Genomic DNA, 13,746 nt, shown 5'->3' with positions numbered 1-13,746 from the left:
CTCGTGGACCGGGGCCGCCGACGCCGCCGGTCAGTCGCGGCCCGGGCCGAGTGCCGCCGCCAGCTGTCCGACGAGGGTGGCGAACGGCATGTCGAGGGCGCCGTAGACCTCGCCGGCGATCGGGTCCGCGTTGTCGGCGAGGATCTCGACCATCAGTGCCGAGTAGTCGCTGACGACCACGCCCGCCTGTTGCAGCCGGAGCATTCCGGTCTCGCGCTTGGTGGCCCAGAAGGTGCCGCAGGCGTCGACGGCGACGTAGCTGTCGTAGCCGGCGGCGGTCGCGGAGAGCGCCGGGAAGGTGGCGCAGACCTCCAGGGAGACGCCCGCGACGACGAGCTTGGTCCGGCCGGTGGCCTCGATCGCCTCGCGGACACGGCCGTCGTCCCAGGCGTTCACGCTGCTGCGGTCGACGACCTTGTGCCCGGCCGGCAGCGCGGCCGTCAGTTCCGGGACCAGCGGGCCCCACATGCTCGACGCCGCGGTCGTCGTGGTGACGATCGGCAGACCCAGCAGACCGGCGGCCTTCGCCAGGCCGGCCACATTGTGTTTGAGGTCCTGCACGGTGATGTCCCGGACCCCGGTGAACAGGCCCACCTGGTGGTCGACCAGCAGGAGCGCGGTGTTGTCGCGGGTGAGCGGCTCGTGGACGCGGCCGGTCCCGGTCGGACGGTTGAATGCGGTCATCGGATTCCTTCTCTCTGTTTGTTTCCGGTGTTCGTGCGGTCGAACTGCTTCAGGCGCGGGCCGCCGTCCGAGCGCTCCCTCGGGTACGGGCCTGACCGCCCGTCGCCGCGGCGACCGCACGGCGAACCGCGTGCACGGTCAGGAGCAGGAAGCAGGCGCCGGCCGGGCCGAGCGCGACGACGCCCGCCGCCATGACAGGTCCGCCGGCTCGGCGAGCGGCCGGCCCATGCCGATGACGCCTTGGCGCTCCCCCGCGGCCCGCGGGCCCAGCCGGGCCGTGACCGAGGCTCCGACACCCGAGGCCGTCCACCCGCCGTCCGGGCGGGACCGCCCGCCGCTTGCGGGCGCCCGGGCACCGGCGGTGGGAGCAACCGCCCGCCCGCCGCCAGGAATGCGAAGATCCTGTCTGCCATGACCATGGTGGTGAAGCTAGGCGGGCACGCGTCGGGGCGAATCCGTAGAGCTTCAGTAGGTACGTACGTGAGGCGGGGGCGGGGATCGTGGTGCTCTACGGGCGGGATGCAGAACTGGCGGCCCTGGACGGGCTCGTGGCGGACGCGCGGGCGGGCGGCAGTGGTGCCGTGCTCCTGCGGGGAGAGGCGGGTATCGGCAAGAGCGCGCTGCTGTCGCACCTCGCGCACTCGGCGGCGGACCTGACCGTGCTGCGGGCAACCGGCGTGGAACCGGAGGCCGATCTGGCCTTCGCGTCGTTGCTCCAGCTCCTGCGACCGGTCGCCCGCCACATGGAGGCGCTCCCCGCACCGCAGGCGGAGGCCCTCGGCGCCGCCCTGGGCGCGGGCGGGCCGGCGGGCCGGGACCGCTTCCTGACGGGGCTCGCGGTGCTGTCGCTGCTCGCCGAGGTGGCCGAGAGCGGCCCGGTGCTCTGTCTGCTGGACGACGCCCACTGGATGGACGCGCCGTCCGCCCACGCGCTCCTGTTCGCGGCGCGACGGCTGACCGCCGAGGGCGTCGCGATGGTGTTCGCCGCCCGCGACGAGGGCTTCGCCGCTCCCGGGCTCGTGGAGCTGCGGCCCGCCCGGCTCGGCAGGGAGGAAGCCGGCCGGCTCCTCGGCGAGCTCGATGTGACGCCCGTACGACGGGAGAGGATCATCCGTGAATCCGGCGGAAACCCGCTGGCGCTCACCGAGTTCGCGGCCTCGTACGGGCCGGAGCCGGGACCGGCCGCGCCGCTGACGGCCACCGGCAGGGTGCTCGCGTCCTTCCGCTCCCGTGTCTCGGCCCTGCCGGACCGTGCCCGGCTGATGCTGCTCGTCGCCGCCGCCGAGTCACGGGCCGACGTCGCGCACCTGATGAAGGCCGCGGCGCTGCTCGGCGCCGGCCCGGAGGACCTCGCCACGGCGGAGGCGGAGCGGCTCGTCGAAGTCACCGGTGACCAGGTCGCGTTCCGGCATCCGCTGATCCGGGCCGCCGCGTACGGGAGCGCCCCGCTCGCCCGCAGGATCGCGGTCCACCGGGCACTGGCCGACACCGCGGACACACCCGACGGCGGCGCTCTGCACCGGGCGGCCGCCACCATCGGCCCGGACGAGGACGCCGCCGCCGGGCTCGAAGCGCTCGCGGAACGGGCCCGCGCCCGGGGCGGCCACGCTTCGGCGGCGAACGTCTACCACCAGGCGGCCCGGATGTCCCCGGACCCCGCGGACCGGACCGCGCGACTCACCGCGGCCGCCCGGTCCGCCGGACAGGCCGGCCTCGCCGCGCGGTCGGGCGAACTGGCGCAAGAGGCCGCCGCGGGAACCGAGGATCCGGCCGCGCTGGCCGAACTGGCGTACATCCGAGCCCTGTCCCTGTTCGAGCAGGACGCCGTCGCAGACGCGGTGCGGCTGCTCGTCGGCCATTCCGCGGACTCTCCCGCACGCGGCGCGGACATGGTCCGCACCGCCGCGTTCTACGCCTGGCACAGCGGCGACCTGAACGCCCTGCGGGACTGCGCGGCGCGACCGGAGGTGCAGGAGGGCGAGAGCCCCGGCGACCTGGCGGTACGGGGCCTGGCCCGGGTGGCGGCAGGCGACTTCGCGGAGGGGCTGCCGCTCCTCGCCGGGCTCCTCGCGGAGGTGGACGAGGCCGACCGGGCAGGGGCGGACGGGGGCGCGTCCGGGCATCACGCCCGTACCCAGGCGGTCACCGTCGGTCTGCTGCTGGGCGACGACGCGCGGCTCCGACGGGTGGTGGACGCCGGCATCAGGCACTGCCGGCAACAGGGTGTCCTCGGGCCGCTGCCCTTCCTGCTGAGCGTGCTCGGCCGCATTCAGGTCTTCGCCGGAGAGCACCGTGACGCGCTGGTCACCGTGGCGGAGGCGACGGCACTCGCCCGCGACACGGGACTGCGCAAACGCCGGGTGCAGCTCGACCATGTCGCCGCCCGGATCGCCGCCATCGAGGGCGACGAGACGCGCGTGCGCTCGCTGATACGGACGGGGCCGACGATCGACGGCAGCCACGGCACCGCCGCCCTGATCCTGTTGGACCTGGGGCTCGGCCGGTACGAGGACGTACTGCGCCGCACCGACGAGACGGAACGGGGCGGGGCCTGGCACTCCATCGCGTCCGTCCTGGCCTGCGCGGACGCGGCCGAGGCGGCCGTGCGGCTCGGGGAGCCCGCCCGGGCGTACCGCGCTGCTCGGCGGTTCACCGCGTGGGCCGAGGCGAGCGGCCTGCCCTGGGCGCGGGCGACGGCACTGCGCGTCGAGGCGATGCGCTCCAACGACCTGACCGGCTACGAGCGCGCGATCGACACCTACCGGGAGGCCCGGGGCCCGCTGTCCGGCCGGCGGCCCTTCGAACTGGCCCGCACCGAACTGCTCCACGGCGAGGCCCTCCGCAGGGCGCGCCGCACCACCCGGGCCCGCACGCAACTGCGTGCGGCGGCAGCGACGTTCGAACGCCTCGGCGCCACCCCGTGGGCGGAGCGGGCCCACGCCGAACTCCGCGCCACCGGCGCGAGCCCCGCCGCACCGCCCACGGCCCCGGCCTCCCCCGCGGCGTCCCTCACCCACCAGGAGCTCCAGGTGGCCCGCCTGGCGGCCGCGGGCACGTCGAGCCGCGAGATCGCGGCACAACTGTTCCTGAGCCGACGGACGGTGGAGTACCACCTGTACAAGGCATACCCGAAGCTGGGCGTGACCTCGCGGAAGGAGCTGGCAGGGCTGGACCTGTCGTGACCGCCGTGCCGGTCGTGGCACACGTGCGGTCGGCGACCGGCCCGGCCAGGCAGGCCGTTGCTACTCGGCGCCCGAGGCGAGGTAGGCCCGGGCGCGGGAGAGCAGTGCGGAGCGGGCCTGGAAGGAGATCTGCCCCGCGGAAGCGTCGACGGTCACCTCGATGCCGCCGCTCTCCGAGCGGAACATCCTCACCGATCCACCGGCAGCGCCTCCCCAGCCGCTGATACGGAGGCCGGTGACCGAGGTGAAGGTGACGAAGAACTCCAGAGCGTTCGTCTGTGACGCGTCGTAACCGGGGATCGAGCTGCCAGGAACGCGCCGGGTGTCGAATCCCAGCGTGACGCTCGTGTCCCGCTCGTCGATGTGGCACGAGTCGAGCCTGCAATTACCGAGTTCGGGTGGCGCGCTGAGCGTCTCACGCGTGTTCCACGGCTCTTCGAGCAGGTCGGTCCATTCAAATGCGTTCATAAAACGTCTTCTCATCAAGGCTCGGGAGACTGCTGAATTTACGGGAATCAAGTTTCCCGACGAACCGGTGAGGCCCGTCATCGGTTCCCGCCCGGCCCGCTGCGAAGGCACTCATATGGCCGATGACCACAGCATCGGCGGCATCGAAGGCCAGCCGGAGACCAGGTGACTCGGCTGCCACACGGATACGGTTCGCTCCGCATCTGTCGAACCGTAGATCTGCTGTGACGGGCGGCCGCCACCCTTCCATCCCGAAATCCTCCAGTGCAATGAAGCGCAGCTGGCACTGGAATCTGTCGAATCCAGCTTCTCTCCACTCGGTGGGAGGCTCCTGCGGGAACTCCGGCAGGTCAATGCGCAGCGTCACCGCAGGCCCGTAGCGATTCAGATGTACGGAGCGGAGAGTGACGGCATGAAGCGGCGGCGGAGCTGGGTAAAGGGCGTTGAGCTCCTTCGGGTTCTGAATCAGCTCAGCCCAGTTCAGGGTCATAGTAATAATGCTCCTCGCAGCCGGGGATCTGTCCGTTCCTTGTGTTCTCGTAGGGACGAACATGCACATGCGGACCCTGGTAACCGGGTTCGCCCGGTTTCTGGTGGCCGAAATGATGGTCCTGGAACAGGATGATGTCACCATCGGCCGTTTCGTACCATTCTTCTCTGTAGAAGATCGGCCTTCCGGTTTCATCCAATTGGGCGCCGCCGCCTTGCCAGTCGGGCTTGGTTGCCATGGCATGGTCCGTCGAATCGAAAGGCTCCGCTCCTTCGGGGACGCCGGCGTCGCGCAGCGCTTTGGCCTTGGCATCGGCGAGGGTGACCGGCGGGCACGGGTTGAGGCCGAGCGGATCGGACCACAGGTGGGGGTTGTGCACGTAAGCCGAGGGATTGGGAGCCGGACTCAGTCCGAGCGGGTCCATCGACGTGTAGCGAGCGATCTCCGGATCATAGAAGCGCCGGAGGTTGTAATGGAGGCCGCTTTCCGGATCGAAGTACTGGCCGGGGAACCGCAGCGGGGTATAGGCGGAGCTCTCCGCCGCCCATGTGAGGGTCCCCCACAGCGTGCTGCGGGTGCGCCAGGCGATCTGCCCGTCCTCGTCGACGAGTTCGGTCGGGGTTCCGATGAGATCAGTGACGATCGCGAAGAACCGCTCATCGAACACGCTCTGGGCATCGGTGTCCGAACTGATGCGCTCCGCCTGGGCCAAGGGGCGCACCCCGTCGTGATCCCAGGTCAGCGTTACGGGGCTCGGCAATGAGTCCGCGCGAGACGTCTGCTCGCAGAGCGTCGCGCCGTCCCAGGTAAAGGCGATGTGCTCAACCGGTGTCCGCCCGTCCTCGCCGAGACGTACTTTGTCCGTGCGGCGGCCCAGCGCGTCGTACCTGTATTGCCATACCGTGCCGCCAGGCGTGGTCACCGCTATCAGGCGGTCTTCGGCATCCCACGAATATCGCCATGTATCGGGTTTACGGGACAGGCGTATCTTCTGACGCAGGACGATCCGGCCCTGGTCATCGTGCTGGTAGCGGACGCTCCCCGCCCTGCTGATGCGGGTGCCGGTGTACTCGCGGCAACCGGTGGCCTCCCACCCGGGATAGCCGTCGGGCAATGCGGCATCCGTCTGGTTGCCGGCTGGGTCGTACGCGTAACGCTCCGACCAATTCGTGGCATGCACCGCAGTGACGCGGCCTGCCGGGTCAACATCGAAGCGCCTGCTGCCCGACAACTGGTCGTCGATTCCGACGAGGTTGCCGTCAGCTCGATAGGAGTAGCCCCTTCGCTGAATGCTGCGGCCATGGGATGTCACGTCCTGCACCACCACGCGGCCCACGGGATCGAGGAGACTACTCAGCGTAACGTTCTCCCCGACATGACAGGCGACCTGCTGCCCCATGGCGTCACGCTCGAACGCCAGAGTGCGCCCGGATGTTCTCAGCTCACTGCGTCGCCCTGAAGCGTCGTACGACCACTGGCTGACGGCCCCACTCGGCGTCGTGCGGCCGACCCGTCGTCCGAGCCGGTCGTGCTGGAACAGCACCGTGCGGCCGTTCGACGTCTCCGACGTGATACGACCGAAGCGGTCGCGGATACGGGTGAGACGTGACTCCGGCGTGGCCGCGACAATGAGCTGATCGAAGACGTCGTACTCGAACGTTGTGACGCGTCCGCCTGCATCCTTCCGGATCACCTGGCCCAGCGTGTTGTACGCGTACTTGATCGTCTCGCCGGCTCCGTTGGTCCGGGACTCGAGGCGACCAGCGGCGTCGTAGGCATACGCAAGGACGCGACCGTCGAAGTCCGACTCCGTCGCCAGCCGGCCGTCGGGGCCGTATGTGTAGTCCCAGGTCATACCTTGTGGGTTGGTCACCTGCACGAGTTGAAGATTGGCGTTGTGCCGGAATTCGTGGCGCACTCCAGAGGGGCCGGTACGGGCCACCATCAAGTCGAAGTCCGTGTACTCGAACGTTGACGTCGCACCCATCGCATCCGTGTGGGAGAGACAGTTGCCCTCCCCGTCGTACGTCCACGACACCGCAGTTCCGTCCGCCTCGGTCCTGCGGAGCAGTCGGCCTTCGACGCTCCACTCGAAGCGGGTTACCGCGCCGAGAGGATTTGTGTACGTGATCAGACGTCCGAAGGGATCGCGCTCGAACGAGGTGATTTCGCCCAATGCATCTGTCGTCTCGACCGGTAGCCCCCGCCCGTCGCAGCGAAGCAGGATGCGGTGCTCGAGAGCGTCCGTGACGGACGTGAGGTGACCAGCCCCGTCATACACGTAATGAGTAGTCGCGCCCGAAGGGGTGGTGACCGATGTGCGGTTTCCGCGTTCGTCGTACGTCTGGCGCGTAACGGCGCCGTCCGCGCCGCTGACACGAACGGGGCATCCCAGCGTGTCGTACTCCGTACGGAGCCGCCGTCCGTCGGGGCGTTCCACTTCGGTGAGCCGCCCCTGTTCGTCGTAGGTGAAGCGGGTGGTGTGGCCGAGTGGATCGGTGCGGGAGAGGAGTCGGTTGTAGCGGTCGTATGCGTAGCGGGTGACCGCGCCGAGTGCGTCGATCTCGGTGACGACCTGAGCACGGTCGTTGATCACGAAGCGTTTGGTGTGGCCGAGACCATCGGTGATGGAGGTCATCCGCAGGCCGGTTTCCGGGTCCGTGTCGTCCCACGTGAAGTGGGATTCCATGTGGCCGTTGGAGCCGGTCTGGTAGGTGCAGCGGTCCTTGTCGTCATAGACGTAGTCGTAATGGCTGCCGTTGGTGTCGGTCCACGAGGTGATGCGGCCGTGTTCGTCGCAGCCGAAGCGCAGGGGCCGGCCACAGGAGTTGGTGACGTGGGTGAGATGGCCGTCGGTGTAGCCGTAGCGGAGGATCTCCTGGTCCGAGCCGTCCGGGGCGGCGCCGGCGAGGTGGAGGGCAGTGACCCGGCCTTCGCTGGTGGCGAGTTTGAGGTGGTAGCCGCCGTGGTGGACGATCGATGTCGGAGCACCGGATTCGTCGTGCTCGAAGGTGATCCAGCGGCCGTTGCGGTCGTCGATCTGTGTCAGCAGGGCGAGTTCGGCGGTGTGGTCGGTGAAGTGCCAGACCTGGCCGGAGTCCGGGTCGGTGATCGTGTAGCCGTCGTCGACGCGGTCAAGCGGCCAGCGGCGCCCGTGGGTGGGCAGGACGGGGACACCGGGGGCCGGGTGGGGGTAGGCGAGGAGGCTGCCCTCGGCGCAGGTGAAGATCACGCCTTCGGAGTCGATGTCCAGGCGTTGGTCCACGGTGGACGACCAGGTCGGGCCGAACCAGCGGCCGGACCGGTGCGAGGAGTCATGCGTGCGCTGGAACACCAACGGCAGTGAGCCCGGCAGGACGATGTCGGTCTGCGGCAGGAGCATCCGGCCGGTCGCGACATCGACCGGGTCTCCGTCGCACTTGGTGTCGGTGCACTTCTTGCCGCCGCTGTCGGGGTCACGGTCGTGGTCGCCTCGGGTGCTGCCCGGCTTGTTGGCGTCGGGTAGGTGTTTGCCGGCGGTGACCAGGCCCTTGACGGCGCCTGCGCCTTTGGTGCCGAGGAGTTCGGGGATGAGGCGGCCGAGGAATTCGGACGGGTCGCCCTTGGCGGCTTCCCAGGCGTTCTTCAGGGCGCGGTCGGGGTTGGCGACGGTGGAGGCGATGCCGGCGAGTGTGGTGTTGACGCCTTTCCAGTACTCGGCCGGGTGGGTCAGGTTGTACATGTCGAGCGGGTTGACGGAGCGGACGAAGTTGACGATGCCGGCTGTTCCCTTGACCACGCCGCCGGCCAGGTGCATGGATTCCACGCCCATGCCGAGGGCGTAGTCGGTGAATTCGGCCTTGAGTTTGTCCCGGCCGGTGGGTTCCTTCGGCGCGTGCGCCATCGCCGCCGTCACCGCGCTCTTCGCACTCTCCGCGGCCTCGTTGCGGGCCTTGCGGGCGTCGGCGAGGATCTCCCGTGCCCGGGCCCGCTTCGCCTTGCCCGGATCGGTGAACTCACCCGGATGCGGCAGCGGATTGTCACTGTTACGCGCCGCGTCGTACGCCCGCCCCTTCTTGTTGTACGCCTCGACCGCCGCCTTGGAGTCGCTCTCACCCTCCTTGTAGAGGGCGATCGCCTCCTTCGCCTTGCCCTGCGCGCTGGTGATCACCTTGGAGTAGGTTTCCAGGGCTTTGGCGGCATCCTCGCACGCGTCCGCCGCGCGCAGCCAGTCCGTGGGCAGCGGCTCGAACTTCTCCCGGAAGGTATTGGCCGCCTCACCCTTCCAGTGTGCCGAGTCCATCTTCTTCAGCCCACCGCCGACCAGGTCGAACGCCTTCTGGAAGTCCCGCAGGTTCTTCACCGACTCGGCGATCTTCTCCGGCCGGCCGTGGATCAGCTCGTTCGCCTCCTCGGTCTGACCCAGCTGCTGCTCACCCACCTGCGCACCGAGAGACGAGGCGGTCTCGTCCCCCCAGTCCTCCACCGCCTCCGCCACACCGTCGTAGCCGTAGTGCCGCAGGCCTTCGCCGGCCTTGTCGGTCACATAGTCGACGCCCTCGCCGACCAGTTCCTTGCCCTTGTCGATCCCGTCGTCGACGATGTCGACGCCCTTGTCGACCAGCCCGCCCCAGTCCACCATCAGCGACTCTCCCCCCACCGCGGCTGCTCAGCCTGATCGACCGTCGCCTGATCGGGGTCCAGGTCCTCACGCAACTGCGCGTCCAACCGGTCCCGCACCGCCGGGTCGAGGATCCCCGCCCGCTCCATCGCGTCGTTCTGCGCGTCCATCACGTCGTAGGTGGTGTTGGCCCACGTCTGCTTCACCTCGGCATGCGCCTCGGTGAACGACTCCTTGCTCCAGTCGGCGTTGTCCCACGCGTGCTGGTCCCGGATCGTGTCCCAGCTCATCTGCTTGACCTCGTCCTCCGACAGATGCGGATTGCCGTTGAGCGAGTTCACGCCGATCTTGATGCTGTCCTTGATGTACTGCTCCTGCTCGGCGAACGATCCCGCCGACAGACCCAACGCCTGAGCGACCAGATTGCCCTTCACCGTCAGCGCCCGAACACCCCACTCCCACCGGTTGCAGAACGTCTCGAACTCCGACGTCAAACCCCCGTGCCCCAACTCCAGCCCCGACAGGGCCAGATCAGAAAACCCCCGGCCCGTCGTCGCCTCCCCGATCATGCCGAGCTCCTTCAGCTCCGCATGCGCCAGATTGATACCGTTCGCGATCTCCACCAAAGCCGACGGCGGCGCCGCAAGATCCGGCTGCTCCCCACTCACTGCGTCCCCCCGAGATCCACCACCGCCGCCTCGGGCACCACACCCTCGACCGGCGGAAACAACATGCCGTCCTCGCTACCCGCATCCAGCGCAACCCCCGCCGGGCCCGGCAGCATCGGAACCATCACATCCAGCAACCGCGCACCCAGCACCGTCCGGAACTCCCACTCACGCCCCGCATCCTGCTGCGCGTGCGCGAACCGCGACAGCGCCTCCTCGTCGGAGAACGCACAGATCCACCGCACCCCATTGAAATCCGCCGTCCACAAACTCCCCTGCGCATCGAACGGCGCCAACACAGCCGCACGCCGGAACTCACCCAGCAAACGCGCAAACCGACGCCGACCCGCCGCCACCTCATCCACCACCGGCGCAACGGGAACGGCCACCGGCCGCTCGGCAGGCGCGGCCACGGGTGCAGCTCCCGGCTCATCTGCCTGCTCGACCAGTTCCCCCTGGTCGGTCGGACCAGCCAACTCGGCCAACTCCGACAGTCTGGAGAGGCGGTCAGGCCCCGATATGTCATCCCCGTTGTCACTCACCCGCGGAATGCTGTCACGGTCGTGTTCCCAGGGGCAACGCGGAAATACCCATTCGGTGCACTGTGACGGACACCTCCCGAGGCTCGACCCTCAGACGTCATCTCACGCCACCCGGTCCGTTGGCTCCAAGGAACCCGCCGTCCGGACATACCAGGCCCCCTTGTTGCGCAGTTCCTCGACCGTACTGCCGTCCTGGCAAGACCCCAGGTGCGTGCCATGACCGGTCGAGCGGCCCGCAGGCCAGGCGGGCCCGCCGACGCACAGCGGGCCGCGGCCTGGGGGGTGGCCTGGACGGCGGCGCGGCCCCGACGCGGGGCCGTCCTTCGAGGACGGCCCCACGCCGACGGCGCTACGACACCGACCCGCCCGGCACCGAGGCCGGTGCCGGTGCGTAGCCGGCGGGGCGGGTGGTGAAGGTGCCCCGGCCCTGCGTGCGGCTGCGCAGCCGGTTCGCGTAGCCGAACAGCTCGGCCAGCGGGACCGTCGCCGTGATGACCGCCGTACCGGACCGCGTCGCCTGGCCCGAGACCCGTCCGCGCCGGGTCGCGAGGTCGCCGAGGACCGTGCCGACCGCGTCGTCGGGCACGGTGACCGTGACCTCGACGACCGGTTCGAGCAGCGCCATCACGCCGGTTCTCAGCGCCTCACGCAGCCCGAAGCGCCCCGCCGCCCGGAACGCCATCTCCGACGAGTCCTTCGTGTGCGTGGCCCCGTCGGTCAGCGTCACGCGCAGCCCGGTCACCGGATGACCCCCGAGGGGGCCCTCCGCCAGGGCGTCCCGGCAGCCGGCCTCCACCGCGCGGACGAACTCCTGCGGCACCCGTCCACCGGTGACGGTCGACGAGAACGCGAAGCCCTCCGCACGGTCGTCGTACGGGTCCAGCGGTGCGACGTCGAGGACGACATGCGCGAACTGCCCCGCGCCACCGTCCTGCTTGACGTGCCGGTACACCAGACCCGTCACGCCGCGCACGACGGTCTCGCGGTACGCCACCTGGGGCCGGCCGACGCCGACGTCCAGCCCGTGGGCGCGGCGGATCTTCTCCACCGCGACCTCCAGGTGCAGTTCGCCCATGCCCGAGAGCACGGTCTGACCGGTCTCCGGGTCGGTCCGGACGGTCAGGGAGGGATCCTCCTCGACCAGTCGGGCCAGCGCCGTCGCCAGCCGGTCGGTGTCGAGGCGGCTGCGCGCCTCGACCGCCACGGTGACGACCGGAGCGGCCGCCGTGGGCGGTTCGAGGAGCAGCGGGGCGGCCGGCGTGGACAGGGTCGCGCCGGAACGGGCTGCCTTCGGCCCGACCAGGGCCACGATGTCCCCGGCCTCGGCCCGGTCCACCTCGGCGTGCCGGTCGGCCTGTACGCGCAGGATCCTGCCGATCCGTTCCGAACGGACTGCGCCCACGTCCAGCACCGTGTCCCCCTTCCTGATCGTGCCCGAATAGACGCGCACATACGTCAGCCTGCCCGTGGAGGTGGAGTTCACCTTGAACACCAGCCCCGCGAACGCCGCCTCCGGGTCCGCCGGCCGCTGCTGCTCGGCACCGTCCCGCGTGCCCCGCACCGGCGGTACGTCCGTCGGCGAGGGCAGATACGCGACGACGGCCTCGAGCAGCGGCTCGATCCCGCAGTTGCGGTACGCGGCACCGCACAGCACGACGACTCCCTCACCGCTGAGAGTCAGGTCGCGCAGCGCACCGGCCAGGGTCGGCTCCGTGAGGGCGGACCGTTCGCAGAACTCCTCCAGCGCGACAGGATGGAGTTCGGCCACGGCCTCTTCCAGCAGGCGCCGGCGCCGTGCCGCCTCCGCCAGCAGGGCGTCAGGCACCGGGCCTTCCTCGTACGTGTCCCGCCCGGCGCCCCAGATCAGCGAACGCATGCGCAGCAGATCCACCACGCCGGTGAAGCCGTCCTCCTGTCCGACGGGCAGTTGGACCACCAGCGGAACGGTATTCAGCCGTTCCCTGATCGACCCGACAGCCTGGTCCAGGTCCGCGCCCGCGCGGTCCAGCTTGTTGACGAACGCGATCCTGGGCACACCGTGCCGGTCGGCCTGTCGCCACACGGCCTCGCTCTGCGGTTCGACCCCGGCGACGGCGTCGAACACGGCGACCGCGCCGTCGAGCACCCGCAGCGAACGCTCGACCTCGTCGGCGAAGTCGACATGGCCGGGTGTGTCGATCAGGTTGATCCGGTGGCCGTCCCAGTCGCAGCTCACGGCCGCGGCGAAGATCGTGATGCCTCGGTCGCGCTCCTGCGGGTCGAAGTCGGTGACGGTCGTGCCGTCATGGACCTCTCCGCGTTTGTGGGTGGCGCCGGTGAGATACAGGATCCGTTCGGTGACGGTGGTCTTGCCGGCGTCGACGTGGGCGAGGATGCCCAGGTTCCTGACGCGGGTCAGCGGACTGGTGGAGACGGATCGGTGTCGCGGGTCGGTGCGCACGGCCCATGGCCTTTCAGGTGTGTCGGGAGACAGGCAGCGCAATTCCCGTACGAGGGCCCTGAGTTGTGGTTCACCCACCGTCCCCCGGCAGAGGGGCACGGGTACATGGGCCCGCATCCATCGGGGGCACGGGCGCATGACGGCGTGCCGGGCGGGGGACCTTGGGGTCGCGCCACCGGGCAGGCGGGGATCAGGCGTTCGTCACGGGCTTCCGGTGGCGGCCGCGCAGCCGGCACCGGGTGGACGTGGACATCAGGATCACGTCGTAGCGTGACCGGGGAACGACGACGGCAGTGCGGCAACGCATGGTCGTGCTCCCCTCGATCCGACGCCGGACGGCGCTGCGATGCCGTGTGCACCGCGCGTCCCGAGTCTAGGGAGACGGGCCGGTCCCGCGACACCGGTTTATCCAGGCCCCACGAGGCCGAGGACGCCGTGGCGATGGGCATCGCCCCCGTGTCCGGCGACATGCCCGCCCAGTTGAAGGCCGCGGTCGTCGAGGGAAGCGGCCAGGCGTTCATGAACGGCGCGCACTCGGCCGTGCTCGTCACCGGTGTGCTCTGCGTCCTCGGTGCCGTCCTGGCGGCGGTCGGCATCCGGCGCTCCCCGGAGGCCGCCGGGCACTGAGGCGCGTGACGAAGGCGGTGCCCGCCGTCCGTTCGGTGGGCACCG

The 13,746-nt window shown here is 70.1% G+C and carries 8 protein-coding genes and 1 pseudogene; 2 read left to right on the top strand and 7 right to left on the bottom strand.

The genetic code is table 11. From position 1 onward, the window contains the following. Positions 1–30: 30 nt before the first annotated feature. Entirely contained in the window at positions 31–684 is a 654-nt protein-coding gene (locus ACWGH4_RS18715; RefSeq protein ID WP_453461926.1) for an isochorismatase family protein, read from the bottom strand. Positions 685–1,184: 500 nt separating this feature from the next. Here ACWGH4_RS18715 and ACWGH4_RS18710 point away from each other — a divergent pair, with 500 nt between their 5' ends. Continuing rightward, positions 1,185–3,866 (top strand): helix-turn-helix transcriptional regulator, encoded by a 2,682-nt coding sequence (locus ACWGH4_RS18710; protein ID WP_453461923.1) that lies wholly within the window; start codon positions 1,185–1,187, stop codon positions 3,864–3,866. 60 nt (positions 3,867–3,926) lie between these two features. Here ACWGH4_RS18710 and ACWGH4_RS18705 read toward each other — a convergent pair whose 3' ends face one another. The 6 genes from ACWGH4_RS18705 to fusA all read right to left on the bottom strand — a co-directional run bounded on the left by ACWGH4_RS18705 (position 3,927) and on the right by fusA (position 13,074). Then, entirely contained in the window at positions 3,927–4,334 is a 408-nt protein-coding gene (locus ACWGH4_RS18705) for an Imm50 family immunity protein (RefSeq protein WP_453461920.1), read from the bottom strand. Continuing rightward, positions 4,321–4,824 (bottom strand): Imm50 family immunity protein, encoded by a 504-nt coding sequence (locus ACWGH4_RS18700; protein WP_453461917.1) that lies wholly within the window; start codon positions 4,822–4,824, stop codon positions 4,321–4,323. The genes ACWGH4_RS18705 and ACWGH4_RS18700 overlap by 14 nt, the downstream gene beginning before the upstream one ends. Further along, positions 4,805–9,445 carry a putative T7SS-secreted protein gene (locus ACWGH4_RS18695; RefSeq protein ID WP_453461915.1) on the bottom strand — a complete coding sequence of 1,547 codons (4,641 nt, stop codon included), beginning with the start codon at positions 9,443–9,445 and terminating at the stop codon, positions 4,805–4,807. Before ACWGH4_RS18695 ends, ACWGH4_RS18700 begins: the two co-directional genes overlap by 20 nt. After that, on the bottom strand, positions 9,445–10,092 hold the full coding sequence (locus tag ACWGH4_RS18690) for a hypothetical protein (RefSeq protein ID WP_453461912.1): 648 nt from the start codon (positions 10,090–10,092) through the stop codon (positions 9,445–9,447). Before ACWGH4_RS18690 ends, ACWGH4_RS18695 begins: the two co-directional genes overlap by 1 nt. Then, positions 10,089–10,634: an SseB family protein gene (locus ACWGH4_RS18685; protein ID WP_453461909.1), complete on the bottom strand. Its 546-nt coding sequence runs from the start codon at positions 10,632–10,634 to the stop codon at positions 10,089–10,091. Before ACWGH4_RS18685 ends, ACWGH4_RS18690 begins: the two co-directional genes overlap by 4 nt. Positions 10,635–10,983: 349 nt before the next feature. Then, on the bottom strand, positions 10,984–13,074 hold the full coding sequence (gene fusA / locus ACWGH4_RS18680; RefSeq protein WP_453461906.1) for an elongation factor G: 2,091 nt from the start codon (positions 13,072–13,074) through the stop codon (positions 10,984–10,986). A 420-nt stretch (positions 13,075–13,494) separates the two neighbouring features. Here fusA and ACWGH4_RS18675 point away from each other — a divergent pair. Beyond that, positions 13,495–13,701: pseudogene (locus ACWGH4_RS18675) on the top strand (MFS transporter); the annotation flags it as partial. Positions 13,702–13,746: the final 45 nt, after the last annotated feature.

This window comes from Streptomyces sp. NPDC054847 (assembly GCF_053610925.1).
Note: the sequence above shows the minus strand (reverse complement) of the source record. Positions and strands in the feature narration are given on the sequence as shown.

Excerpts from the sequence above, each read along its gene's own strand:
- ACWGH4_RS18695 (WP_453461915.1), bottom strand. The coding sequence starts at position 9,445 with ATGGTGGACTGGGGCGGGCTGGTCGACAAGGGCGTCGACATCGTCGAC.
- ACWGH4_RS18705 (WP_453461920.1), bottom strand. The coding sequence starts at position 4,334 with ATGAACGCATTTGAATGGACCGACCTGCTCGAAGAGCCGTGGAACACG.
- ACWGH4_RS18715 (WP_453461926.1), bottom strand. The coding sequence starts at position 684 with ATGACCGCATTCAACCGTCCGACCGGGACCGGCCGCGTCCACGAGCCG.
- ACWGH4_RS18700 (WP_453461917.1), bottom strand. The coding sequence starts at position 4,824 with ATGACCCTGAACTGGGCTGAGCTGATTCAGAACCCGAAGGAGCTCAAC.